The following is a 25212-nucleotide window of genomic DNA, read 5'->3' on the forward strand; positions in this document are numbered from 1 at the left end:
AAATAAACTTAATGAAGGGATTAATAGATTAAAGAGCCCTTTTTATTGCCTTTGCTGCGTGAAAAGGCTCTTTAGTCTTTCTATTGTTTCATTTAATTCTCCAGGGGGTTTTTTGCTAAGTGGACCTAGCAGAATGGGATCAGCGCCACAGGGATGCATTTTACAGCGTAAAGGAAGCTCTTCCTTACCTGGAAGGGGTCTTTGTTGCCTACAACAGCAATATTGATGCTATCAAACATTTGAATGAAGAAGACCTTGCAAAGCTGCTCGAGCTTTTCGAAGCTGCCGAAATCCAGGAGAAGATTTCCGCATACCCGAGGGAGATCAAAGAACCTCTCGATTTCCTCGCCCGCCTGATGATTTCAATGCGGGACGGGAAAGCCGCCGAGGTCCCGACATATACCGCGGAAACCCATGAATGGTTAAAGGGACACCTGGGCTTTGACTATGCCCGCATGGGGGGACAGGCCGGGATCATTGCGAACCTTCTGGTTCACCTGGGCCTGAAAAAGGTTGTAGCTTACGTGCCCTGGCTCTCGGAAGAACAGGCAGGATACTTTGCTCCCTCGGAAAGTCTCCTCCATCCGAAGGTAGAGGGGGGGAAAGTCTTCCTTAAACACCCTCTTGAGGCTTATAAACCGGGAATCGATTCCAAGGTCAACTGGATTCTCGAGTATTCTAAAGACCTGGACGTGAGCTGCGGGGGAAACACTTTCAAGGTCCCCAGGGATAACCGCCTTATAATCTCTTCGCGCCCGAAATGGCTTCGCCTGGACATGGATAAGGAGATTTACGAACAGCTCGACTCCCTGGGTCACGTTGACGGGGCAATTCTCTCGGGCTACCAGATGATCAAGGAAGAATATGAGGACGGGACCACTTATGAGGACTACGTGGCAAAATCCGTCAGGGCAATTGAGAAACTGAAGTCCCTTAACCCCGAACTGCGCATCCACGTAGAGCTCACGTCCATCCAGAACAGGGTTATAAGGAAAGCAATCCTGGAGGAAATCGTTGCCGGACACGTCCATTCTCTGGGCCTGGACACCGTGGAGGTGGCAAATGCCCTGAACGTGCTGGGGCATGAAGAGCTTTCTTATGCGGTTATCCGGAAAGGAGAAAACGGGATAATGGCGCTTTACCAGGGGGCTGTCCAGCTGCTCGAAGACCTCGCCCTTGAGCGTGTCCATGTTCACTGCCTTGGCTTTTACATATGTGCTCTTGCAAAAGGCCATCCCCTTACTCTGAAAGAGCACAGGGACTCCCTGCTCTTTGCCTCCTCCCTTGCAGCCACTCAGGCCCTCGAGGGAAAAATAGAGACTCTGGATGAAGCCGAAGCCGGGCTGGAAGTCCCTGTTTCGGAAAAAGGGCTCGAAGACCTGGAAAATTTCAAGCTCTACTGTGTTGGCAGGAAACTCTGCTCCCCGGATGAGTTCGAGTACGGATACATCTACGGCGTGAAACACGACGCTGTCATTGTCCCTTCAAAAGTGGTCAGTAAGCCCAGGGCCACCGTGGGAATCGGAGATGCGATTTCCGCAGGAGCCTTTGTGGCCATGCTCGCTAAGATGAAGCAAAAATGGGCCGGAAAGTAAATTCCCTTAACTATAGTCAAAGACCCAAATTCCTTCACAATTCCTTCACCAATCTCAAGTTAAAGTTTAACCACAGAAAGCACAGAAAACACGGAATAAAGGAAATTGGGGCACAATCCTTCCGTGCTTTCCGTGTCTTCCGTGGTTATAATGTAAGTGTAAATATTTGCTTTCGGGACTATAAATGAAAATTTCCTTAGCTGAAAGAAAATTCTCTTACCTGAAATACCGATTAATGAGGACATGTTTAGATGAAGATACTCTGCGGCTACAACGTTAACATCGATTCGGTGTACAGGATGGGCGGGTCCGAGCTTTCCGAACTGCTGGAGTCCTTCGAAAGTTCCGAGATCCTGGATAAAATAGATTCACCTCCCGGCAGGATTGATTCCGTATCGGATTTTGCGGCAGGGCTTGCCTATTGCATGAAAAACGGGTGTGGGGCTGAATGGCTGGTTTTCAATCCTTCGGTATTCGAGTTCCTGAAAGGCCGCTATTTCGAAAAGTCCCTGGTGAGGATGGGGGGTAATGCCGGGATCATGGCCAATACCCTCTCCGAACTCGGGGCTTCGCTGGTTGTTCCGAATGTTGCCGTTCCTTCAAAGACCCAGCTCTCTTTGTTTTCCGGAAAAAGTGTGTATTTCCCCGTTCGCTCTTCAGCGAAGGTTTTTGGGGAGGCTGAAGTCAAGAGTAAAGTTGACAGAAGTAAAGTTGACAGGAGTAAAGTTGACAGGAGTAAAGTTGATGCCTCTGCCCCTGAACAGGACCCTATCCACTTCGTCTTTGATTTCTCAGAAGGTGAGAGCTTTTCCATTTACGGGGAGCAGTTCACAGTCCCCAGGGAAAACCGCTTCATAGCGACCTGTGACCAGCTTAACTTCAGGCTTTTCATCAATCCTGACTTTGATGCCTACGCTCTGCAGCATGCCGGGGAGATGGACGGCGCTTTGATTTCGGGTTTCCATCTCCTGCTCGAGGAGTATCCTGACGGGGGCAGCTACCTGGAAATTGTTGAACAGGTCCTTTCCCGCGTCCTGGCCTGGAAAGCCGGGAATGAAAGACTCAGGGTCCACCTGGAGTTCGGGCATTTTGGAAATCAGAAACTTGCCTGTACTGTCTTTTCGAAGTTTGCCGCAATAGTTGACAGCCTTGGAATGAACGAGGACGAACTTGCAAGCTTCCACGAGCTTCACGGGATCCCGGTTGAAGGTCTCCTCCGGATGAACGCGGAAGCTGTGGGAAAAGCCGCTTCTTGCCTGGCTTCTCGTCACAGGCTGCGAAAACTTGTTGTCCATACGAGGGAGTTTGTGCTGGCTGCGGTCAGGTGGGACGATACCGGGTCTTCTGCCTGCGGCTGCCCGGAAAGGCCTGAACTTATCAGAAGGCCTTTTTATTCCCTGGAGGTTGAAAACGAAATCGAGGCCCTGGAGTTCGGGGTCAAATGTGCAGGCACATATGCAGCTACGGGCAGGCTGGACGGACGGGACTTTGTGGAAACAGGAGTTTCGAAACTTCAGGAAAGCGAACCGGGAAGGGGGGAGTTGAGCCGCTTCCTTGAAGCCTTCGGAGGGGAAGCTGCCGGAAACGGGGCTTTTGCTTTTCGGGGGGGATATATGCTGTGCATGCTTCCTACACTGCTTTCGAAATCCCCCGTGACCACAGTGGGTCTGGGCGATACGCTTACGGCAGGGTTTTTTTTAAGGAGGCTCGAACTGGATGTACAGGCTTAAGCCCGAACTGTTCAACCTGAACTATACCCTGGACTGCGGGCAGGTCTTCCGCTGGAACCGGGAAGGGGACTGGTGGACGGGTGTTGTGGGAGGACAGGTTGTCCGTGTCTCCCAGGAAGAAGCCTGCGGGGAAATTCTCATAGATTCGAAGTTTTCACCCGAGTTTTTCGTGAATTATTTCCGCCTGGATGACGACCTCCATTCGATCTACAGAAGCGTTAACAAAGACCTGCTCATCGACAGGGCGATCAAAAGCTACTGCGGACTTCGCCTGATCAGGCAGGACCCCTGGGAATGCCTGGTTTCCTACATGCTTGCCACGGCGTCGAGTATCCCCACGATCCAGAAACGGATCTACCTCCTGAGCAGGTTTTTCGGAGAAGAACTTGAGGAAGGGTATTACAGTTTCCCTGACCCGGCAGCTCTTGCAAATGCCGACCTCTCCCTGCTTGATAAGTGCAAGCTGGGGTTCAGGACCGAGAGGATAAAAGCCGCTGCTGAGGAGGTGCTTTCCGGGGAACTGGACTTTGACATCCTTTACAGGCTCGAATACAAATATGCCCGGGAGCGGTTGATGAGGCTCCGGGGAATCGGGGAAAAGGTTTCGGACTGCATCCTGCTTTTTGCCTTTGAAAAAATGGAAGCTTTCCCCGTGGACACCCACATCCGCCAGATCATCCAGCACTACCACATTGACGACGAGTACTTTGAAAATTGTAAGAATTTAAGCCGGATGGGTGACTGGGGCCGGGAGTATTTCGGGCCTTACTGCGGCTATGCCCAGCAGTATCTCTTCTACCAGAAGAGGGTTGAGGGTTTTGTTCCCCTTTTTTGAGGGTTCAATTCCCTTTTTTTGAGGGTTCAATTCCCCTTTTTTTGGATTAGATTCCCCTTTTTTGAAACACTCTGTTGAGTATGATTTCTTTCTGGAATTATTTTTTGGGAGATGGCTTTTCAAAGCCAGTTCCTTAAAAACACCCTGAAACCCGGGTCTTTTAAGCTCCGGACCTCTGCGTTTTCCAGGACTTCAACTCCCCTATTTATGCTTTTCTGGATGTGTTTTCCAAGGGAGTGGGAACTGAGCTGTTCTTTGAGGAGTTCGGCTGCCAGGGGGTACTTGCGGAGGATTTCAAAGACGTATTTCCCGTCTTCAATATAGCCCGCAAAGACGTCTTCTGTGTTTTCGTACTTTGCTTTGAACTGCTCTGCATGCCCCGGGACCCAGACCGGGGGGCCGATGTGTTTTTTGACATTGGGGAGGGTGTTTGAGATAAGTTCGAGCATGATAACGGTTTCCTGTCTTCCGGCCCAGACCCCGGTCTTGATTACGGAAAACCCGTGCCCTTCCAGAAGGGATGCTGCGGCCTGTTCTGTCTTGTAGAGTTGCGGGTAGAGTACGTCTTCCACGACGTCAGGGGTTTTGAAGACAACGGCAAGCTGGCCGCTTCCCCGCATTTCCATTTTTTCAAGGATTTCTGCGTCTCCGACCGGAGAGGGGGGTTCGGGGAAAAAGGATTTCAAGTCCGGGTTTTTGAGAAACTCCCTGCAGTGGTCGATGAACATGCAGAATTTGTCCAGGGAGAGCGCCGCTGCCACGTTTCGCTTAGGGTCCGTGGGGTCGACCATTACCAGGGGCTCTTCGTGCTCGATTTCGGCATGCTTCATGAGATCTATTTTTTTTCCCGGTTTCCAGGACCTGGCTGCCTGGACAGCACTTTCAAAGGAGCCGTAGTGGATGACCAGGAGCTCGGTCAGGTAGCCTGAAAAGCCCTGGGTCCTCAGTTCCGAGCCGTAGACCCCGGCTCCGCGCATGAACTGTTTCATGAGAAGTACATCGTCTTCCAGCCCTTCTATACGGGTCTTGACAAACTCGTTGTGAAAAGGCGTCCTGTCCACTGCTGATTTGATCCTGCATGCCGAAGCGACCCTGAAACAGGGGACCAGATCAACATCAAAGCCTTTGAACCTGATGTTCAGGTAGGGGTGTTCGGCATGGCGGTCTTCGGCGTGTTCCGCACCTTTTGCAATATCCCTTGCTATTGCCATGCCCTGGGTTTCAAGGTCTTCCCTGGCAGTCTCCTCCGGGAAGCTGATGAAGATATCGATGTCATGTGTCCCCGAAAGCCAGGTCCCCCGGGCTGCTGATCCCACAACTTTTGCAAAAACATCCGGAACGTCCAGCTGCTCCGCAGCCTCTTTTACTTTTGCGACCAGTTCGTCCTGGGCGATCAGGAGCCGTTCTCTTTCGGCTTGTGAAGGCTTTATTCTTTCAAGAACTGCAAGTTTCAAATTTTCGGGGATTCTGCTTTGTGTTTCCATGCCAGGGTTGGCTCCATATTTTTTTTCCATTTGTTTTTCCATTTGTTTTTCCATTTGTTTTTCCATTTTGTATAGTTCAAAGTTGTGTTTTTGAACTTATAATTTGTGGGTTTCCCGGCAAGAGTTTCCGGAGCAGGGATGTTTTTTGTATTTCCGAGTATTTCCGGGTATTTCCGGGCATCTCCAGGTATTTCCGGGTATCTCCAGGTATTTACGGGTATCTCCAGGTATTTCCGGATATTTCCGGATATGTTAGGTTATGTCCGGGTATTTCCTGGTTTCAGAAATTCATGCTCTATCAAGATTCTTTCTGGCATACTGGGATAGGGTTTGAAGATCCCTGAACAATTTAAATAAAATGAATGACATTTACAGCACCTTAATCCGAAAATTTCTTAATTATTTCAACTCGTTTGTCTTTCATTTCCCATACTTACTCCAGCCTACACGTTCCCCTGCTTTCAAAAACACGGTTGTGATCGAAAAATGCTTGTCTGGTTGTACTGGATCGTTAGCTTAACAATTGCTACCTTTGCATCGGTTTACATTATCAAAAAACTTCCTGAGAATGGCTTTACCGTGCTCACCGCTTTTTATGTGGTCTACCTCCTGGCATCCCAGGTGATGGCTACGAGAATAATAGTCTTCGACCTCGGTTTTTATTCTTTCTTCGCTCCCGCGGCAGTCTTCATCTATCCTTTCATTGCCCAGGTGGTGGACATGATTAACGAAGTTTACGGGGAGCGCAGGACGCACCTTTCCATTTTAATAGCCTTTGCGACCCAGGTGCTTTTCGTGCTCTTCATAGGTATGGCAACAACCCTCAGCCCTGCCCCGTTTTTCGAGCTTGAGGATGCCTGGATGAGTCTCTTTGGCTTGAGCGTCAGGATTACCGTCGCAAGCTGGCTTTCCTTCCTGGTCTGCTCGAACCTTGACGCCTGGGTCTTTGCAAGCCTCAAAAAACGTTTTGCCGAAAGGGAAAAAAATTTCAAGCACGACACCATGCTCAATCCCTATATCTGGCTCCGTTCCGGGGCAAGCGACATCATCAACCTGACTCTTGACTCCCTAATCTTTGTCTTTGTAGCTTTCTACGGAGTGATGCCCGTAATCCCACTACTCATAGGGCAGTTGATAAGCAAGAACATCATCGGTTTCCTGGACAACCCCTGGTTTGTCCTGTATAAGCGGCTTTTGAAAGATTGAATGGAAAAAGGTCATTTTCTCCTTCTCCTTCTCCTTCTCCTCCTTTCCTTTTTTAAGTCGTTTTTCTTTTCTTTTTTTCTTTTCTCCTTCTTTCTTTTTTAACTCGTCTTGTATCCCTTCCTTATTTTTCCTCAGGAGTTTTCTTCATGATTCTGTTTTTTCAAGAAGGGGTTTTCAGGCAAATGTGGCCTGTAAATTACTCTGATTTTTGAAGGTGCAGAAAATGCATATACTGGAAAAAACAATTGTAATATATTTACACGTTTCCGGAAGTAATTTTCACTTAGGGAAATTCTTCCACAATTTCGACGTGAAAAACATAAAGGAGGCTTAAATTGGGGATTATAAATTATTTTAAAATTTTATGCGTATTTTTAATGATTGGGCTGCTTCTCGGAACTGCAGCTGCGGCTTCAGATTCAGGAGACCGCGTGTGGGACGAAAATGCAAACCAGAGCCTTACATATACCTGGACGCCGCAGACGTATTCGGGTTTCTATTATGACCTGGATACCGGGGAAGGCTCGGAAAACCTGACCGTCCAGCTTGAGGAAGGCAGGCGGGTCATTGAGGATGGAAATCTGCAGTATTTCACAAAGCCCATAGAAACGGAATTCGAATATGGGGGCTGGGGTTCGTACCAGGTCATAGGGTTCATGGCAGAGCGCTACTTTGCAGGATATACTGAAAATACCGACTTTGTAAACGATGACATCAGCGTTATTTCGGACGGACAGCTTTCGAAGGTCCTGCTTGATGACGATGAGGAACGTTCCCTTTATGCAGGGTCTTCTCTTTTGCTTTCCGAAGGCTATTCCCTGAACATTGTTGAAGTCGACATCAGCGGGGACAAGGTCTGGGTCCAGCTTGAAAAGGACGGAGACGTTATCGAAGACTCCTTCCTTTCTTCTAATGATGACTACGTTTATGAAACAGACCTCGGGGATACTGAAGACGTCCCACTCATTGCGGTTCACTTCTCCGAGATTTTTACCGGCAGGGAGACCACTGCCGTATTTGTCGAGGGAATATTCCAGGTATCGGACGAATACGTTAAAATCGAGGGAGGAGATGAGTTCGGAGAACTCGAAGTAGGTTCTATTTCAAGCTCGGGAATCAGGATGGAAAATGAAGATTCCATTTCCCTTAGCAAGGGGGATACTGTCGAGCTTATGGGCAGGCTTGGTTTTGTGGTGGCTGATGCCGATGAACTCCGTTTTGCCCTTGAGGTAGAGGCCTCCGAGCCAGGGAGCTATGAGTTAAGGGGTACGGTCTACGATGAAATTTTCAATACGACGGTATGGACGCCTTTCAACTTTGAAGGTTTCTACTATAATATTGACGAAGACGTCTCAACCGAAAGACTTGTCATCAAAGAACTTGAAGGGCGGTCGATTGATGACGAGATGCTTGTCTATTCCACAAAACCGGAACTCGTGGAGTTTGAGCGGGAAGACTGGGGGGGCTATGAAGTCATCGGTTTCCTTGCCGAAAAGTACTTTGCCGGGTACCCTGAAGACGCCTTCGGGGATTCGGACCGCGTGAGTGTGCTTTCGGACAGCATCCTTTCAAAGGTCCTGATTGACGAGGACGACAAAAAGTCTCTTTTCACAGGTTCCTCCCTGATCCTCGAAAATGGCTATTCCCTCAAGGCAGCGGAAATCGATGTCAATGGGAAAAGCGTGCTTTTTGAACTTTACAAAGACGGGGACCTGCTGGATACGGGCATTGTAAGTTCCAACGGGGACTATGTTTACGAAGCCGACATAGGGGGTGCCGATGATGTCCCGATGATCGCGGTCCATGTAAGCACAGTCTTCAGGGGGACGGAAGTTGATGCCGTATTTGTGGAAGGGATTTTCCAGATCTCGGACGATTACCTTGAGCTTGAGGAAGGGGATTCCTTCGGAGAGATGGAAATAGTCTCCGTATCCTCTTCCGGTGTAATAATGGAAAATGAGGACTCCATCTCGCTTTCAAGGGACGATACCATTGACCTTATGGAAAATGTCAAATTCAGGGTTGCCGATTCGTCAGAGCTTCGTTTCTATCCTTTTGTTGAAGTCGTTAAAGGAGATGGAGGGCAGCTTGATATTGAGATGCCCGATACCCTGGTGGTCGGAGAGGAAGTTGAAATTCTTGTTACCGCAAGAGGTGTTTCAGTCGGCGATGTCGAGCTGTTCTTTGAGGATGAGAGCATAGGGCGCACCGGAGATGAAGGAAGTCTCGGGTATACGCCTGACTCCGAAGGCAGCTTCACGGTTTCTGCGGAAAAGGGCGGATACGTCTCCGGAAGCAAAGAGGTGGATGTCCTGGCAGAAGGTTCCAGGAAACTGGAAATCGAAGTCTCTCCAGACCCCATCCGGGAAGGGGACACCATAAGCATAAAGGTCACGGATTCCATTGGTGACAAACCGGTGTCCGGGGCTGATGTCTTCTTTGGAGGAGAGGATCTCGGGGAACAAACGAATGAAGCAGGTATTGTTTCCTACTGGGTGACCGCTCCGGGAACTTACAAAATTAACGCTTCTAAAGCCGGATATGAAGCCGGGGAAGCTGTCATAGAGGTACTGGAGCACAGGGCCGAATTCGTGTTCACGAACCTTACTGTCGAGCCTGCTTCCGTTGAAGCCGGGGCGGCCGTTAAGGTCACTGTGCAGGTTGAAAACACCGGAAACGCCGAAGACGAAAGTACCGTGGAATTGCTTGTCAACGGTGAAGCCGTGGATTCCGAAACAGTAAGCCTGGGGGCCGGGGAAAGCACGACTCTCGAATTCTCCCACATGGAAGAAGAGCCCGGAACGTATACGGTTGAAATCGGGGACCTTAGCGGAACTTACGAGGCCACGGAAAAGACTCCCTTCCTTAGCGCTGCGCTGACCCTGGGAATTCTGCTTACGGTGTTCGTGGTGTTCAGGAGAGGAAAAGGAAAGAACTGATGGATTCATAAAGAACTGATGGATTCAGAAAGTGATGAGTTAGAAGGAGTTGTAATTTTTTCTTCCTTCTTCCTTTTTTTTCCTTATTTTGGTTTTTTTCCGATTACTTGCTTCTTTTCTGAGTTTTGTTTTTATCATCTTCGGGTTATGTCGCGAAATTATTGGCTATAAATGAATAATGAGCCTGTATAAAGGAATAAGTAATCAGCTATGAACGGATATAAATAGGATATAAGGTAGAATGTAAGAACCTGTAAAATGGAAGAGTTACAAATCCCTGATATTGGCCGATACCATGCTTGAGTTTTTGTATGATTTCATCACCGAATACGCTTACTTGAACCTTTTTGTTTTGAGCTTTCTGGCTTCTACGGTTCTTCCTTTCGGGGCAGAAGCACTATTAGTTGCGCTTGTCTACCAGGGTTTCAATCCTTTTTTTGTCGTTATGGTGGCGACAATAGGGAATTTTCTAGGGGCCTGTACTACATATTACATCGGGCTGAAAGGCCGTGGTGCTATTGAGAAGTACTTTTCTCCTTCGGAAGAGAAACTTGCCAAGAGTGAACGCCTCTTTAAGAAATACGGGGTATACACCCTCCTCTTGACCTGGGTGCCGGGGATAGGGGACGTTATCACCATGGCTGCGGGGCTGATGAACCTTCCCTTTGTGGTATTTTCTGTCCTGGTATTTGCAGGAAAGTTAGGGCGTTACGCTGCCCTTGCTTATTTTACCGTTTTCCTTAACCCCAGCCTCTCGTTATTATCGGCTTACTTCCCCGGCTGACTTTTCGGTCGGTAAATTTGCAAAGACTCTTTTCCTTTTCTTATTTGAATTGTCTTTTTCGTTTCAGAAATCAAGCAAATTTTATTCATGGTGCATTACTTTTTTCCGGCAGCAATCCTTTCTGGCAAGGGTTTCCTTGGATGCGATATTGATCGGAACGCTTATATACTTTCATGTTCAATATTTAATTATAAAATCAAATTTAATTGATTAATTTTGAAGTACTCTGCCATCAAAAACCTTTCTTCCGGGTTTAAAAACGAGGCCAATCTGCGGTTATAACCTCCATTCTTTTTTTTCTTTTTTTTCTTTTATTACGATGGGAGCGCGGAGGGTCACGAATACCCCGTACTTTACAGACTATCCGACAATTACTGTCAGTAATAAATGAATTTCTTCTTTTTCGATTTAAAGGGTTTAAATGCCTTATTTTTACATGTTTTTGCCCGGAAATTGAATTGTCGGACAGCCTTTTTAGGGCAGGGTGGCCTCACGCAATTTGATTTTCAGTATTTTGCGAAATCTATACTGAAGAAAACTTATGCTTTTTCAGATACCGTTAACACAGGCCTCTTGTTTTCGTCTTCATAGTCGCTGCTGCAGAAAGCGATGTAGTTTCCGCTTTCAGTGTGGGCTTTGATCAGGAATCCTGTGTTCTCATACTTTCCGCTCACGTAAGCTTTCACAAGCTCGGTTACGTCAAGTTCATGGTAGCTGTTGTCAGGGACATCACTGCCCTTGATGGCAACCTTTGCATATGGGGTACTTCCCTGGGGAACGTTATTCAGGTCGTACCAGTCGCCGCCGGCATTCTCCCAGCGTGTGTTGAGGTCCTTGTTGTTCCAGGTAACGTGGTTGGGGTTCCAGGTTTCAGGTCGGTAGATTTCAACAACTGTGTCCTCAGTTCTTTCTTTTCCTTCAGGGTAGTACCAGAAGAGGGAAAGGATAGCCTTTTCGATCAGATCGGCATTGTCCAATTCACTTAAATCGAAACGGAGCAGGTCTCTGTACCCGACAATTTCTTTTGCACCGCCCAGGTCGATATAAGGGACGTCCTTATATACGGTGTCAGGAGATCCTTGGCGGAGGCGGCTGTCCTTAAGCTTTCTAAGGACGTGAACTACAGGGGCGGGATTCAGTTTTACATCGAGTTTCGGGGCACACTCACCAATTTTGCAGTCACTGCTGTAGAAAGCAATATAGTTTCCCCTTTCGGTGCTGGCTTTGATCAGGAATCCCGTGTTCTCATACTTTCCGCTCACGTAAGCTTTCACAAGCTCGGTCACGTCAAGTTCATGGTATCTGTTGTCAGGGACGTCACTGCCCTTGATGGCAATCTTTGCGTATGGGGTACTTCCCTGGGGAACGTTATTCAGGTCGTGCCAGTCGCCGCCGGGATTCGCCCAGGATGTGTTATGGTCCTTGCTGTTCCAGGTAACATGGTCGGGGTTCCAGGCTTCAGGCCGGTAAATTTCAACAACTGTGTCCTCGGGTCTTTTCTCTCCTTCAGGGTAGTACCAGAAGAGGGAAAGGGTAGCCTTTTCGATCTGATCGGCATTATTATACTTGCTTAGGTCAAACACGACCAGGTCTCTGTACCCACCGATTCCTTCTTTGCCTCCAAGGTCAAGATAAATAACGTCAGTGAAAACGATGTCAGGAGAACCTTCACGAAGGCGGGAATCCTGCATTCTCATAGGAGTAGGAGTTGGGCAGATAGGAGTTCCTTCTATTACGGTGACATTTGAATAGCCATCATTAGAATATAATTCAGGAGCATCAACGGCATTGCGCGCGATGAGAATTTTTTCGTTGTTTCGAGATGTTCCGGCTTTAAGGTAAATTCCTACGCTTCTGGCTTTGATATTATTATCCTTGATAGTGTGTGGTCCTTTTGCCTTGATAACGCTGACTCCCGAAGTTTCGGGAGAGTCTATCCTGTTGCAGCCGATTTCTACATCATCACATTCTGTTAATTTAAGGTACCCTCTCAGATTATTATTATTTAATTTAACATTGCTGGCAGACTTTAGTTCCATTGCCACTTTAAGGGGATCTTCACATATATTATTGGAGATTTCAATATTTTTCAGCTCGGAAGTGCCGCGTGTGTCGGGTGCGTGGATGATATATCCGGAATAATTCTTGAAAGTATTACTTTCAATTACGACATTAAGTTCAGGTGAGATGTACCCGCCGTTGTCAAACACGTTGTTCCTGATTATGTTACTTGTAGCGTGAGGGATGATGGAAATCCTGTTTCCGTTGAAGTAATTACCCTCAATCACGTGGTTGCCGGTGCTTAATGTAACCAGGGCATTCCCACAGCGATAAAATTTATTGTCTTTTACGATGCTGTCGGTTCTGGCCAATTCCACACCCTTTCTGGAATCGTAGAATTCATTGCCGATTACCCTGAAAATCGGAGCTGAAGTAGGGTGTGAGTTTACAGCTTCGTCGGCGCAATCTCTGAAAATATTGTTCAGAACATCTACATGCCGGGTAAAGCCGTCGTCAGTTTTGCGTCCTCCGTGGCTGGAAACAACAGCAATGTAGTGCCTGCCTTTTTCAAGGAAAGAGTTGTTTTTTATGACGATGTTGTCACAGGCATTTGTGATGGCAATTCCATATCCTGTACCGTCTCTGAATATTCTTTTAAAGGTGCTGTTTTCTACAGTACAGTCCAGACAGTCAAATAAACTGATTGCACGGGTGCCAAAATCTTTAATTCCACAATTTGAGAACGTAACGTTCTTCGTTGCATAGAAATAGATTGCAGTAGAACTGGTGCCCATTCCTTTCCCTACAAAATCAATGTTTTCAAACCTGATGTTTTCAAGCATTGAGATTTCTCGGACCTTTGCATTCCTCGATGTGGTATAGCTATCGTAAAGCGGTTTGTTAATTGTGACTGTTGAACCGTTGATGGCAACTATTTTTGCCAGCTCACCGTTTTTATAGACATTTTTTTTTTCATAGGGAACCGTGTAATCGTCTGAAATTTTTAAATAGTTTCCGACATTCAGGCCAGAAACCCCTGACAACTTAATCTGTGTAGTCCCTGAGTTGGCGTTACTTGCCACCGGGATTGTTGAAGAGGAATAGCCACCGGTACCGGTAGTAAATCCTGGGGAGCTAATGCAGTCAAATACCACTCCTTCTTCTCCGATGAAGGTTATATTGGATTTTAAACGAAGTGCACTTTTGATATTATATGTACCTTCCTGGAAGGAGATAACGCCGCTATCTATTGCTCTTATAGCCGCTTTAATAGCATCCGCGGCGTTTGAACTTCTATCGATCACATTACCAGATTCGTCTTTTACTATAACAGTTCCACTAACTATGGATACCTGAACGTTTGCTTCCCGAACTGCAGGAATTTCAATAATTCTACTTCCCATTATATTTGCCCCCTAGTTTAAACGTAATTAGAAACCAATGCTTTCTGTTAAAGAAAAGGATATAATCCTATATCAAATAAAACGAATTTTATATTAGTAATTTATATACTATGCTATTTATATATATCAAATAAATATTCAGAAGTGTTGCCTACTCGCAATTCATAAAATATTTTTACTGTGGTAGTTTTAAAAACGATTGGACAGTGAATGATTTGGCAAATCACACAAAAAAGATCGATAAAAGAAAACTTAAACTCTAACATTTTAAGCTCTAAAGTTTGAACTCAAATAATAAAATTTGAAACTTAAAAATTATACTAAAAAGTCTACAGCTTCACTTCACCCCTTCATATCCGGCATTCTTTAGTATTTTTTATTGTTTATGCATAATTTGCATAATATTCTTTGCTTTTATTCCTATTCGAATCAGATTTACTTGTTTTCTTATTGACTTCTATTTTATTTTGTCTATTTATATTCCAATATATTCCCTCATTGGTTCTTATGGTATTGTTTTTTCTTTGTGTTGTTAACGGCATAACCTTTTTATATATTATTCGCGCTACTTTACTTGTCTTATAATCAATAACATTTACTTGATTTACTTGTAATTGTTCTATCATATACTTTTATCAAAATGGTGATTTAATGCACGTGATGGAAGGTTTTTTACCTACGCCCTGGTGGCAGGTCTGGTTTGCGATCTCAATCCCGGTGATCGCATTCGGGATCTATAAAATGAACAAACTGGTAAACGAAAAACGCGAGATATTGCCTCTTCTGGCTGTTGCGGGTGCATTTATCTTTGTGCTCTCTTCCCTGAAACTGCCTTCGGTTACGGGAAGCTGTTCTCATCCGACGGGGACGGGAGTCGCAGCAATCATCTTCGGGCCCGCAATTTCCGCAGTGCTCGGGACAATCGTGCTTCTCTATCAGGCGCTATTCCTTGCCCACGGCGGGCTAACTACGCTTGGTGCCAACGTCTTTTCCATGGGTATCGTGGGCCCTGTTGTGGCATACCTGGTCTATAAGGCAGGGATGAAAGCCAAGCTGAACTTCTTCCTCGTAGTCTTCTTAGCTGCCACCCTTGGGGACTGGGCAACTTATGTGGTCACTTCCGTGGAACTTGCCCTGGCTTTCCCCGACCCGACAGGTGGGGTTGTTGCTTCCTTCGGGAGATTTGCCGGTATCTTTGCAGTAACGCAGGTCCCTCTGGCAATTATGGAAGGGGCGGTTACGGCGTTGCTTTTCAAATATGTGATTAACGTTAAGAGCGACATCCTCGTGGAGCTTAAAGTAGTCGAAGAATCGATTGTTCGCAAACTCAGGGGGCTTAGTTCATGAGCCGGAAACTCGAACTTATAGTACTTGCCATTGTCCTGGTCTTTACAGTCCAGTTCGTCTACATGTCCTCAACAACGGACGCCGAATACGGTGGAGCTGACGGGGAAGCTGAGGGTGTTATTGAGGAAATCACAGGCGGAACCTATGTGCCTATCGCAGAGCCCATCTGGGAACCTCCAAGTGGTGAAATCGAAAGCCTTCTCTTCGGGCTTCAGGCAGCCATCGGGGCAGGGATCATCGGTTACTTCCTTGGGTATTACAGGGCAAAAAACCTTTATGAAGGTGAAGTCACTTACAAAGGCAAAAACCGGGATAGTGAAACTCGTTCATAATGTTGGCAACTGAGCTTTCCTTTTTATTCGTAAAAGGAAAGTTTTTATCTTTTGCCTTTTATTTTTACTTCTTAGTCCTAATTCATCAGTAACGGGTTACCTAATGACAAATATACTTGATGACTATGCTCTTATGAGCCCTCTAAGGTACCGGAATAACTATCTTAAACTGACAATCGTAGCTTTCGGTCTGCTTGCGGGAGTCTCGGCCTATTCTCCTATCCCGCCTTTTTTCATAGCACTTTGCATGAGTTTTGCAACGGTTTTTCTCGGGAAAACCCCGCTCCGTTTCTATCTCAAACTCCTTCTGGCTCCAATGGGTTTTGCAGCGGTGGGGGTTTTGATCATCGCATTTTTCTCAGGCACAGGGGCTGAACTTTATTCTTTCAGGCTTGCGAGCTATCCCCTGGCTGTCCGTGCCGACGGCCTGGAACTTGCGATGCTGGTGCTTGCAAGGTCTGTTAGCGGGATGTGCTGCCTTTACTTCCTGGCTCTGACCACCCCAATGATCGAGTTGTTCTCGGTCCTTAAAAAATCCCGCTTGCCCGGGTCCGTGGTCGAACTTTCCATGCTGATCTATCGTTATATCTTTGTTTTCCTGGACATGGCAGTCCAGATAAAGTTTGCCCAGACTGTCAGGCTCGGCTACGGGGATTTCAAAAAGTCCTTCCGCTCTTTCGGGATGCTCGGAAGTACGCTTTTCATCCGGTCATGGGACCAGGGTGAAAAACTCTTCGTATCTATGAACTCAAGATGTTATGACGGGAAAATGACAATGTTTGAAACCAGAAGGCCTGTCAAACTGCCTGAACTGCTGCTAACGTCCGCATATTTCTTATCCACCCTCACATTGTTCTATCTTACAAGAGGTGTGTCCATCATTTGAGAGGCGAAAAACATGACTATTCTTGAAACAAGAGGGCTTACGTACTCCTATCCAGACGGAAACGTGGCACTCAGGGACATTAATATCAAGATTGATAAAGGGAAAAAGATTGCATTTGTCGGGCAGAACGGGTCCGGAAAATCAACTCTTTTTATGCTCCTTAACGGGACCATGAAACCCGGGAAAGGCGAAGTCCTTTTCCACGACGTACCTTTCAAATACAACTCGAAATCATTGAGGGAAATAAGGAAATCCGTGGGGATCGTTTTCCAGAACTCTGATGACCAGCTTTTTGCTCCTACCGTCTACCAGGACGTGGCCTTTGGCCCTGCAAACCTTGATTACCCGAAAGAAAAGCTAGAGACCTGTGTGAACAGGGCGCTGGAACAGGTAGGGCTTACCAATTTCAAGGACAGGCCACCCCACCACCTGAGCGGAGGACAGAAGAAGCGGGTTGCAATCGCAGGAGTGATGGCAATGGAGCCTGAAGTGATCATCCTTGACGAGCCTCTTTCCAACCTGGACCCCGTGGGGGCGGACGAGATTATGGATCTCCTCAACGAGTTCAACCATTACGGGAGCACGATCATCATCTCGACCCACGATGTCGACCTTGCATACCGCTGGTCGGATTATGTTTACCTCATGTCGGACAGCGAGCTTATCGGAGAAGGGGCACCCGAGGTACTTTTCAGGCAAACGGAACTCCTGAAACTTGCCGGTTTGCGTCCCCCTTCTTCCCTTGAAGTTTACCATGAACTCGAGAGGAGAGGCCTTGCAAAAGGCTACCTGTCCCCAAAGACCCTGCCTGAACTCGTAAATGCTCTGCGGCCTCCCGAGTTGATGTGGGTGGACGCGCCTCACGGGGTCAAAGAGGGTGATACTCTTAACCTGGGAATTCTTTACGGGGAGTATTCTCCCAACTCTCCCTACGAGGCTATTAACGCAAGAGTCCTGCACATCCATCCGGGCGGCAAAGCCATCGTTGAGTTGAAACGCCGCAGCATCAAAGCCGGAGGTATCCTGCTCTATGATACGGATAGTTATTCTTACCCTGAGGTCCTGAACATTATAGAGGAAGGGGACGTCACCTTTGTCGGGGCCATGGGCAAAAAGAGTAAAATCCTGGCCGAAGAGGACGGCATTTTCCTGGACGTTACCTCGGGCGTTATTGACAGGTCTATCCTCACAGCTCTCTGTGGAAAACGCTGCCTCATCCTGACTGGCGGAGGCATGGTGGAACATGCATTCAAACGGATCCGCGAGTACGTGGAATTAAGTGGAATCGAGTTGAACGTCGGCACATTCAATACGGGAGAAGAATTTCCCTGGCTGGAAGTGTTAGAGGAATCTGCCGAAGGTTTCCGGGTTTAAGCCTCGGATCTCCTTTCGCTGATTTTCCCATTATCCACTTTTCATTTCGCAGGACTTTTTCCATTATTCATTTTTTATTTCACAGGATCGATTTTTTTCTTTATTTTCCTGTTTTAAAGCCAGCTCGTTTAAATTGACTCGTAGCTCTTTTTAAGAAGAAGTGCGTCTTCCTCAAGGTTCGGGCTTTCGCAGATTACCAGCCCTTTGACCCTGAATTCTTTCAGGGCTTTCAGGAGCTCCATGTAGTTGAAATCGGATTCCTCCAGGACAAGGTGTTTCTTTTCCCCGTTTTTGCCGTATTCGATCCCTGAGACGTGCATGTGCATGTTTGAGAGCCCTTCTTTTCCAAGCTCTTCTTCAACCCTGTCAAGAATAGCCTTAAATTCGGGGTAGGAATTATCCCTTCCTTCCCTTGCATGCATGTGAGAAAAGTCCAGGCAGGGCATGACTCCTTCGATTTCCGCGCTCAGTGCGAGCACTTCTTCGAGGGTCCCGAACTGGCTGCGTTTGCCCATGGTCTCGGGGCGGAGGACTGCCGGAATCTCTTCGTCTCTTAGCTTTCCGGTAAGTTCCCCGAGCGCTTTCGCCACTTTTGCATAGACGCTTTCTTTGCTGCTTTTCTGGTAGAAAGCTGCATGTAAAACCACAGACCTTGCCCCGCAAAGGCTGCCTATCCGGGCGGACTGGTAGATCCTTTCCATGCTTGCCTTCAATTTCTCCTCTTCCGGGGAGTTGAGGTTGATGTAGTAAGGGGCATGGACGCTGAGGGCTATGCCTTGTTTTTTTGAGGCTTCAAAGACATTTTTTGCCCCTTTTTCCTTCATGCGCACTCCCTGCACGAACTCAAGCTCCATGCAGTCCAGGCCCAGTTCCCGGACTCGCTCGATACCTGCGGCGCTGTTTCTCCCAGCTGAGCTTCTGGGAACCCCCGCAGTTCCGAAAAGCAGTTTTTCAGGCGGCATGTTTTTCAAAAGAGTTTTCGCTTTTTTGCTGGTTTTCTTCTTTCTTCTTTAGCTTTTTCTTCCCGCTTTGAAGGGCTCCGGGAGCTCAGACAAGGCCCAGAAAGTCCTTAAGTTCCTTTGCCCTTTCAGGGGACACCTTTTCGCTAACAACTTCCAGAAGCTCGTCCAGGTCTTCATCCAGGGACCTGACGTCTTCCTTGTTTTCCAGGGCCAGCCCTACCAGGTAATCCAGCTCTTCAGGGTCCAGTCTTTCCAGCCGTTCTCTGAAATCTTCTGCAGACTCGGCAAACTTGTGCGAGATAGGGCGAAGGATGTAAGGGAAATGGTGTCCTGCTTCCCTGGATATAGGTTCTCCCCCGGCTTCCGGGGCCAGCTTGTTGAAAATTTCGATGTCCTTTTCACTGAATTCTCTTGGCATGTTATCTCTTTATAATCCTATCCTGATTTATATTTATTGAAAACACAAACTGTTTAAAAAAAATCGATCTATTGGGGGATATTGAAGCTATGCCGGAAAATCCTGTCCGAAAAATCTGTCCTTCCGAGGAATTCTGCGGGAAACGCAATAATCCGTGAAAAATAATTCTTGAAATCTCAGGATTTTTTCTTCAACTTGCCGTGTCTGTCTATCTCTCCTTTTGCTATTCTTGTGGTAGAGATCGGGGTCCTGTCTTCTGCCATTACGTATTCTACATATTCTATTTCCAGGGGCTTCAGGCCCCTCTCCACACGCAGGCGGTTGATCTCAATGGCCACGGGATAGGTTTCCGGGGAGACGATGATAAAGTCAAAGTCTTCTTTGATGGTGGGGCCGTAGGGGTCGTTCAGTTTCTGGATTTCGTATTTTTCTTTGGGAATCTGAAGGTTTTCGATGTACTCCTGCAACAGGGACTTCCTGCTTTCATATTTTTCTATACTGTGGTTTTTGCTTAGCATCTCGTCCGAGGTGAGCCCTATGTATACCTTTCCATCCCCGGCTACCTCAAAAGCCTTTTTTATAAGTTTAGTATGTCCATCGTGTATGTATTGAAACGTACCACCTACGACGACTTTTGGCATAATGGGTGATATTATATCAAATAAAAAGAAGTTTTTGGTTTTTTTTGCAGTTTTTAGATGTGTTTTCTATTTTTTCTTCCGCTTTTCTCTTTTTTATGGCTGCTTCGGGAACGATTACTTGCTTCTTTTTTCATTTTCTTTATCTTGTTCTTTCCTTTCCTGTTCTTCACTTTCCTGTTCTTCACTTTCCTGTTCTTTATTTTTTTACCTGATTCCGGGTTTTTCAGTATCAGAAGGCCCTGAATATTCCGGCACTTAATACTTTCACCCCGCCCCCTCCAGCTTTATATACTTGCAAAACAATAAGGAATCAACCATTATGCACCTTACACAAACATGTGCATTGTAAAGGAGTTCTTCATAAATGAGTGAAATTTTACTGGAAGAGTTGCCCGGAGTTGGCCCTGCAACTGCAGAAAAACTCAAGGAAGCCGGATTTAACACTATCGAGGCAGTGGCAGTAGCCTCTCCTTCCGAACTTGCCAATACAGCCGAAATCGGGGAATCAACGGCCGCAAAGATCATCAATGCCGCAAGGCAGGCTGCAGATATCGGAGGTTTCGAGACCGGGGACACTGTCCTTGAGCGGCGGAAACTGGTGGGAAAGCTTTCCACCGGCTGTACGGAATTTAATGAAATGATGGGTGGGGGCGTCGAGACCCAGTCCATTACCGAACTGTACGGGGAGTTCGGTTCAGGGAAGACCCAGGTGGCCCACCAGCTTGCAGTAAACGTCCAGATGTCAAGGGAATACGGAGGACTGGACGGTTCGGTCATTATCATCGATACAGAAAACACCTTCCGGCCTGAGAGGATTGCCCAGATGGTACAGGGGCTTTCCGATAAATACGGCCTGGAGCTAAACCCTGAAGAATTCCTTCAGAACATTCACGTTGCCAGGGCATACAATTCCAATCATCAGATGCTGCTTGTGGATTCCGCAAACGACCTTGCAAACGAGCTCAAAGACTCTGATAAACCCGTACGCTTGCTCATTGTTGACTCTCTCATGGCTCACTTCAGGGCCGAGTACGTAGGACGGGGCACCCTTGCGGACAGGCAGCAGAAGCTCAACAAGCACATGCACGGCTTGCTCCGTTTCGGAGACCTGTTCAATGCCTGTGTTGTCGTAACCAACCAGGTCATGTCAAAACCCGACGCCTTTTTCGGGGATCCCACCAGGCCGGTTGGAGGACACGTCGTGGGGCACACGGCTACTTTCAGGCTCTATCTCAGGAAGTCCAAAGGCGAAAAGAGGATCATTCGGCTTGTAGACTCTCCGAACCTGCCTGAAGGGGAAGCCGTGGTTGGGGTCACGACCACAGGGCTGGTTGACCAGTGATGAAGGGTCCGGCAGGGTGAAGTTTGAGATATGAAGTTTGAGATATGACGCACAAACTTCATTAAGGAAATCACAACCTGAAATATTTCTGGCGGGGAAACGTTTTAGTATCCCCTGCCAATCTCTTTTCAATGAAATTCAAAGCTATCGTTGTTGATATCGACGGGACGATCACCTGTGAGAAGAGGGAACTCCACTTGAAGGCCGTGGAGAAGATACGTTCCCTAAACGTCCCCGTGGTCCTTGCCACCGGCAACATCCTCTGTTATGCCAGGACAGCTTCGAAGCTGATCGGCCTGAGTGGGGCAGTGATCGCTGAAAATGGGGGTGCCGTCACTGTCCGTTATGATGTGAATGGCACTTTTGAGGAAACCATTGAAGAGTGTGAAAAGGCTTTTGATTTCCTTTCCGAACATTTCGAACTTACAAAACTGGATCCTTTCTACCGGAAAACCGAAATTGCCCTTCGCCGGAATTTTGACCTGGGGAGGGCCAGAGTACTCCTCAAGGAACAGCCCTTTGATGTGGAGCTCATAGACACCAAATACGCAGTCCACATCAAGAGCAGGAAAATCAACAAGGGCACAGGGCTCATAAAACTTGCCGGGCTGATGGATCTTAAACCTGAAGAGTTTGTTGCAGTCGGGGATTCCGCAAATGACGTTGAAATGCTTGAAGCCGCAGGTTTCGGGATCGCCGTTGCAAACGGGGATGAGGAGATTAAAACGGTTGCCGATTACGTAACTGAAGCCACATTCGGGGCCGGAGCGGTGGAAGCCTTCGAATTCCTCGAATCCAGGGGCTGGATATAAGCGATCATAAGTCTCAGGAAATCCTTAGTTCTCCAAAAAACTGCAATTAAAACCTGCAGTAAACAAATTCAAGTCAAGTAAACAAATTCAAGCTGAGAAAAAGGTTCGAAATAAAAAGGTGTTACCCCTCCTCCGGCCTGCCGGGGAACGGGTAGCGGCGAAGTAAACTGAATCGGATCTCGAGCCTGCCGCAGCAGGCAAGTGCAATCCTTGCAGCCTCTGCATATATTAAAAAATATGAGTTCCCGCCTGCTCTTTACTTTCCGGCATGCGGGATACTATTCAGCCTGCGGGATGCTTTTCGGTTCTGATTTTTCGTTTTTGCTTTTCAGTTCCCTGCCCTGGCTCTCATCTTGTCAATGATGATGTAGTCTTTGATGGCACTCACGGAATCAAAGGGCAGGAGGATGTAGTTGCCCTCTTTTTTGTATTTGGTAGTATCAAGGTTAATATTCGGTTCGACCATCAGGTCGATGAGGTGTCCGGCTTTGATCTCCAATACTATGTTGGTCAGCGTACCGATCTCTGTTCCGTCCGTTGCCATCACCTGGGTGTTGGAGATAAGGTTCCTTGCAAATACTTTAGACATTTTTATCGTGTCTCCGTCCTCAATGTAATGTGGGATATAGGTTACGGGTAATTCTGGATTCGAACTCATGAAATTTTGTTTTATCTATGCCTATATTTTTTAAGAACTTCTTCATCTTTAGTGTCTACTCCTTTAAATTCTTACCTATATCCTATATAAGCACTTGGTTCGGCAGGTTTCGTACCGCCCTTAAACTGTTCTTCAATCTTTTCATAATACTGGGCGATGTTCTCCGTGATCGTGGGCTTTACCTTCTTAAGACCTTCCCTGAAATATCTCATTTCGATTTCTTCAATATCGAAATTCTCGCGAAGCGCCCGCATTACCGCTTCTCTGCACACCGCTTCTATGTCAGCACCCACATACCCTTCGGTTTCGTCAGCAAGCGTATCAAGGTTTACGTCTGCTGCAAGGGGTATTCCTCTGGTATGAATCCCGAAGATCTTGAGCCTGCCTTTCCGGTTGGGTGAACCCATATAGACCATCCTGTCAAAGCGCCCTGGCCTCAGGATTGCCGGGTCCAACAGGTTCGGACGGTTTGTTGCGGCGATTACAACCACGTCTTTCAGGGCTTCGAGGCCGTCCATCTCGGTCAGGATCTGGTTAAGGACTCTTTCTGAAGTCTTGCTGTCCGTGGATTCCATCCCTGGCATGGAAGCAATGGAGTCGATTTCATCAAAGAAGATCACGCAGGGGGCAACCTGCCTGGCTTTCTTGAAAGTCTCCCTTATCGCTTTTTCCGATTCTCCGAGCCACTTTGAGAACATTTCCGGGCCTTTGACGCTGATGAAGTTGGCGTTACATTCCCTGGAAACAGCCTGTGCTATCAGGGTCTTTCCGGTTCCCGGGGGGCCGTAGAGCAGGATTCCCTTGGGGGCTTTTATGCCCATCTTAAGGAATTTGTGCGGGTATTTAATAGGCCATTCCACGGATTCAATGATTGCCTGTTTGGCTTCGTCGAGGCCTCCCACATTGTCCCAGGTTACGTTTGGTATCTCCACAAAGATTTCCCTCAGGGCCGAAGGCTCGGTTTCCATCAGGGCCTCTTCGAAGTTATTCTTGGTTACCACTATTTTTTCCAGTCTCTCGGGAGGTATGGCTTCTTTTTCCAGATCCAGGTCCGGCAGGTTTTCCCTGAGGCAGCGCATGGCAGCTTCCTGGACAAGGGCTAGCAGGTCCGCGCCCACAAAACCCTGGGTCCGCTCTGCCAGATACGTCAGGTATTTGTTTACCCGTTTTTCTTTCCTGAGGACTTCTGCGGAAACCTCTTCAACCCCTGCTTCTGTTTCGGTTTTTCCAGCTTCTTCGGCTACTTCGGCTTCGGTTTCAGTTTCAATTACGGTTTCCACGGGATCCTCGTCACTTTCAATGGGCATTCCCCTTGTGTGGATCTGCAGGATCTCATACCTATCGTTGGTATCCGGGACTCCGATATGGATTTCCCTGTCAAAGCGCCCGGGCCTCCGGAGTGCCGGGTCAATGGCATCTACACGGTTCGTAGCCCCGATCACGACAACCTGTCCCCGCTCTTCCATCCCGTCCATGAGGGTCAGAAGCTGGGCAACGACTCTTCTTTCCACTTCCCCTGTTACGTTTTCCCTTTTCGGGGCAATGGAATCGATTTCATCGATGAATATGACCGACGGGGCTTCCTGGGTTGCCTCCTCAAAGATCTTCCGGAGCCTCTCCTCGCTTTCCCCATAGAACTTCCCAACAATTTCCGGGCCTGCGATGTAGTGGAAGCTGGCACCCGATTCGTTTGCCACGGCTTTTGCGATCAGGGTCTTTCCGGTCCCGGGGGGGCCGTAAAGGATGACCCCTTTTGGAGGCTCGATGTTCAGGTGGTGGAAGAGTTCCGGGTGTTTCATGGGAAGCTCGATCATTTCCCGGACGCGCATTATCTCTTGCCCGAGCCCTCCGATATCTTCATAGGTGACTCCCCTGGCAACCGTTTCGTAGCCCTGGACGGGTTTTTTCCTGAGTTCGATCCTGGTGGACTCGGTGATCAGGACGATTGCGTTTGCAGGATCCGTTTCAACTGCTACGAGCGGGATTACCTGGCTTGTAGTCAGGGACTCGGTCATAGGATGGGTCATCGAGTTGATGATAGGAATGATGTCTCCCTTGAAAACCGGCCTTTTCAGGATATGCCGCTTTATGATCTCGTTTGCGTGCTCCCCGAACTGCAGTTCAGGTCCCCCTGCCTGGGTCATGCTTTCCGGAAGCGCCAGGATAACCTTTTTTGCTTCCGGGGCTTCTACCTTTTTGATGCTGACCCTTTCCCCGATTCCGACTCCCGCGTTTTGCCGGATAAAATTGTCAATGCGGACGATTCCCTGCTCCCAGTCCTGGCGGTCCGCTCTCCAGACTTTCGCGGTGGTCATTTTCTTCCCCCTGATTTCAACAATGTCACCGGGAGAGAGCTGAAGCTTCAAAAGTGCTGTTGGGTCAAGCCGGATTATTCCCCTTCCGAGATCGATAGGATATGCCTTTTCAACCTTTAACTGTATTTCTTCCATGGATCATCCCAAA

General features: G+C 47.6%; 19 protein-coding genes. 12 read left to right on the forward strand and 7 right to left on the reverse strand.

Annotated features, from left to right (window positions below):
• Window positions 1-119: 119 nt before the first annotated feature.
• The 3 genes from pfkC to ACSAZK_RS14545 all read left to right on the forward strand — a co-directional run bounded on the left by pfkC (window position 120) and on the right by ACSAZK_RS14545 (window position 4160).
• Window positions 120-1595, forward strand: coding sequence for an ADP-specific phosphofructokinase (gene pfkC, locus ACSAZK_RS14535; protein ID WP_440954789.1), 1476 nt, complete (start codon window positions 120-122; stop codon window positions 1593-1595).
• A gap of 251 nt (window positions 1596-1846) precedes the next feature.
• Entirely contained in the window at window positions 1847-3325 is a 1479-nt protein-coding gene (locus ACSAZK_RS14540; protein WP_440954790.1) for an ADP-dependent glucokinase/phosphofructokinase, read from the forward strand.
• Complete coding sequence (locus tag ACSAZK_RS14545; RefSeq protein WP_440954791.1) at window positions 3312-4160, forward strand: DNA-3-methyladenine glycosylase family protein; 849 nt, start codon at window positions 3312-3314, stop codon at window positions 4158-4160. The genes ACSAZK_RS14540 and ACSAZK_RS14545 overlap by 14 nt, the downstream gene beginning before the upstream one ends.
• Before the next feature lie 119 nt (window positions 4161-4279).
• Here the strand turns inward: ACSAZK_RS14545 and cca are convergent, their stop codons facing one another.
• A complete protein-coding gene (cca, locus tag ACSAZK_RS14550) occupies window positions 4280-5644 on the reverse strand; it encodes a CCA tRNA nucleotidyltransferase (protein ID WP_440954792.1) in 1365 nt (454 codons plus the stop codon).
• Window positions 5645-6130: 486 nt separating this feature from the next.
• Here cca and ACSAZK_RS14555 point away from each other — a divergent pair, with 486 nt between their 5' ends.
• From ACSAZK_RS14555 to ACSAZK_RS14565, 3 genes are all read left to right on the forward strand, one after another.
• The gene (locus tag ACSAZK_RS14555; RefSeq protein WP_440954793.1) at window positions 6131-6850 is read left to right on the forward strand and encodes a queuosine precursor transporter; all 720 of its coding nucleotides are present in this window, start codon (window positions 6131-6133) and stop codon (window positions 6848-6850) included.
• Between the two features lie 377 nt (window positions 6851-7227).
• Window positions 7228-9789 (forward strand): S-layer protein domain-containing protein, encoded by a 2562-nt coding sequence (locus ACSAZK_RS14560; protein WP_440954794.1) that lies wholly within the window; start codon window positions 7228-7230, stop codon window positions 9787-9789.
• Window positions 9790-10072: 283 nt separating this feature from the next.
• Window positions 10073-10573 (forward strand): YqaA family protein, encoded by a 501-nt coding sequence (locus tag ACSAZK_RS14565; protein ID WP_440954795.1) that lies wholly within the window; start codon window positions 10073-10075, stop codon window positions 10571-10573.
• A 539-nt stretch (window positions 10574-11112) separates the two neighbouring features.
• On the opposite strand, the gene ACSAZK_RS14570 is transcribed toward ACSAZK_RS14565, so the two are convergent.
• Window positions 11113-13977, reverse strand: coding sequence for a disaggregatase related repeat-containing protein (locus tag ACSAZK_RS14570; protein WP_440954796.1), 2865 nt, complete (start codon window positions 13975-13977; stop codon window positions 11113-11115).
• Between the two features lie 651 nt (window positions 13978-14628).
• Here ACSAZK_RS14570 and ACSAZK_RS14575 point away from each other — a divergent pair.
• The 4 genes from ACSAZK_RS14575 to ACSAZK_RS14590 all read left to right on the forward strand — a co-directional run bounded on the left by ACSAZK_RS14575 (window position 14629) and on the right by ACSAZK_RS14590 (window position 17916).
• The gene (locus ACSAZK_RS14575) at window positions 14629-15324 is read left to right on the forward strand and encodes an energy-coupling factor ABC transporter permease (protein WP_440954797.1); all 696 of its coding nucleotides are present in this window, start codon (window positions 14629-14631) and stop codon (window positions 15322-15324) included.
• Window positions 15321-15656: an energy-coupling factor ABC transporter substrate-binding protein gene (locus ACSAZK_RS14580; RefSeq protein ID WP_440954798.1), complete on the forward strand. Its 336-nt coding sequence runs from the start codon at window positions 15321-15323 to the stop codon at window positions 15654-15656. The genes ACSAZK_RS14575 and ACSAZK_RS14580 overlap by 4 nt, the downstream gene beginning before the upstream one ends.
• 103 nt (window positions 15657-15759) lie before the next feature.
• Window positions 15760-16542 (forward strand): cobalt ECF transporter T component CbiQ, encoded by a 783-nt coding sequence (gene cbiQ, locus ACSAZK_RS14585; protein WP_440954799.1) that lies wholly within the window; start codon window positions 15760-15762, stop codon window positions 16540-16542.
• A gap of 12 nt (window positions 16543-16554) precedes the next feature.
• Window positions 16555-17916, forward strand: a complete 1362-nt coding sequence (locus ACSAZK_RS14590) for an energy-coupling factor ABC transporter ATP-binding protein (protein WP_440954800.1) — start codon at window positions 16555-16557, stop codon at window positions 17914-17916.
• Between the two features lie 128 nt (window positions 17917-18044).
• On the opposite strand, the gene ACSAZK_RS14595 is transcribed toward ACSAZK_RS14590, so the two are convergent.
• The 3 genes from ACSAZK_RS14595 to ACSAZK_RS14605 form a co-directional block, all read right to left on the reverse strand.
• Entirely contained in the window at window positions 18045-18878 is an 834-nt protein-coding gene (locus tag ACSAZK_RS14595) for a TIM barrel protein (protein WP_440954801.1), read from the reverse strand.
• 85 nt (window positions 18879-18963) lie between these two features.
• Complete coding sequence (locus tag ACSAZK_RS14600) at window positions 18964-19296, reverse strand: hypothetical protein (protein ID WP_440954802.1); 333 nt, start codon at window positions 19294-19296, stop codon at window positions 18964-18966.
• A 176-nt stretch (window positions 19297-19472) separates the two neighbouring features.
• Window positions 19473-19937, reverse strand: coding sequence for a phosphopantetheine adenylyltransferase (locus tag ACSAZK_RS14605; protein WP_440954803.1), 465 nt, complete (start codon window positions 19935-19937; stop codon window positions 19473-19475).
• 364 nt (window positions 19938-20301) lie between these two features.
• Between ACSAZK_RS14605 and radA the strand changes: the two genes are divergently transcribed.
• Window positions 20302-21279, forward strand: a complete 978-nt coding sequence (gene radA / locus ACSAZK_RS14610; protein WP_440954804.1) for a DNA repair and recombination protein RadA — start codon at window positions 20302-20304, stop codon at window positions 21277-21279.
• Between the two features lie 131 nt (window positions 21280-21410).
• Window positions 21411-22091, forward strand: a complete 681-nt coding sequence (locus tag ACSAZK_RS14615) for a phosphoglycolate phosphatase (protein WP_440954805.1) — start codon at window positions 21411-21413, stop codon at window positions 22089-22091.
• 328 nt (window positions 22092-22419) lie between these two features.
• Here the strand turns inward: ACSAZK_RS14615 and ACSAZK_RS14620 are convergent, their stop codons facing one another.
• Window positions 22420-22680, reverse strand: coding sequence for a PRC-barrel domain-containing protein (locus ACSAZK_RS14620; RefSeq protein ID WP_048180130.1), 261 nt, complete (start codon window positions 22678-22680; stop codon window positions 22420-22422).
• Window positions 22681-22820: 140 nt separating this feature from the next.
• Window positions 22821-25199: a CDC48 family AAA ATPase gene (locus tag ACSAZK_RS14625; protein ID WP_440954806.1), complete on the reverse strand. Its 2379-nt coding sequence runs from the start codon at window positions 25197-25199 to the stop codon at window positions 22821-22823.
• Window positions 25200-25212 lie beyond the last annotated feature (13 nt).

Source organism: Methanosarcina sediminis (assembly GCF_052056915.1).
GTDB lineage: Archaea > Halobacteriota > Methanosarcinia > Methanosarcinales > Methanosarcinaceae > MTP4.

Bases quoted from the DNA above. Each gene is read 5' to 3' on its own strand.
- ACSAZK_RS14540 (WP_440954790.1), top strand. From the start codon at position 1,847: ATGAAGATACTCTGCGGCTACAACGTTAACATCGATTCGGTGTACAGG.
- ACSAZK_RS14545 (WP_440954791.1), top strand. From the start codon at position 3,312: ATGTACAGGCTTAAGCCCGAACTGTTCAACCTGAACTATACCCTGGAC.
- cca (WP_440954792.1), bottom strand. From the start codon at position 5,644: ATGGAAACACAAAGCAGAATCCCCGAAAATTTGAAACTTGCAGTTCTT.
- ACSAZK_RS14555 (WP_440954793.1), top strand. From the start codon at position 6,131: ATGCTTGTCTGGTTGTACTGGATCGTTAGCTTAACAATTGCTACCTTT.
- ACSAZK_RS14560 (WP_440954794.1), top strand. From the start codon at position 7,228: ATGATTGGGCTGCTTCTCGGAACTGCAGCTGCGGCTTCAGATTCAGGA.
- ACSAZK_RS14570 (WP_440954796.1), bottom strand. From the start codon at position 13,977: ATGGGAAGTAGAATTATTGAAATTCCTGCAGTTCGGGAAGCAAACGTT.
- ACSAZK_RS14575 (WP_440954797.1), top strand. From the start codon at position 14,629: ATGCACGTGATGGAAGGTTTTTTACCTACGCCCTGGTGGCAGGTCTGG.
- ACSAZK_RS14580 (WP_440954798.1), top strand. From the start codon at position 15,321: ATGAGCCGGAAACTCGAACTTATAGTACTTGCCATTGTCCTGGTCTTT.
- cbiQ (WP_440954799.1), top strand. From the start codon at position 15,760: ATGACAAATATACTTGATGACTATGCTCTTATGAGCCCTCTAAGGTAC.
- ACSAZK_RS14590 (WP_440954800.1), top strand. From the start codon at position 16,555: ATGACTATTCTTGAAACAAGAGGGCTTACGTACTCCTATCCAGACGGA.
- ACSAZK_RS14595 (WP_440954801.1), bottom strand. From the start codon at position 18,878: ATGCCGCCTGAAAAACTGCTTTTCGGAACTGCGGGGGTTCCCAGAAGC.
- ACSAZK_RS14600 (WP_440954802.1), bottom strand. From the start codon at position 19,296: ATGCCAAGAGAATTCAGTGAAAAGGACATCGAAATTTTCAACAAGCTG.
- ACSAZK_RS14605 (WP_440954803.1), bottom strand. From the start codon at position 19,937: ATGCCAAAAGTCGTCGTAGGTGGTACGTTTCAATACATACACGATGGA.
- radA (WP_440954804.1), top strand. From the start codon at position 20,302: ATGAGTGAAATTTTACTGGAAGAGTTGCCCGGAGTTGGCCCTGCAACT.
- ACSAZK_RS14615 (WP_440954805.1), top strand. From the start codon at position 21,411: ATGAAATTCAAAGCTATCGTTGTTGATATCGACGGGACGATCACCTGT.
- ACSAZK_RS14620 (WP_048180130.1), bottom strand. From the start codon at position 22,680: ATGTCTAAAGTATTTGCAAGGAACCTTATCTCCAACACCCAGGTGATG.
- ACSAZK_RS14625 (WP_440954806.1), bottom strand. From the start codon at position 25,199: ATGGAAGAAATACAGTTAAAGGTTGAAAAGGCATATCCTATCGATCTC.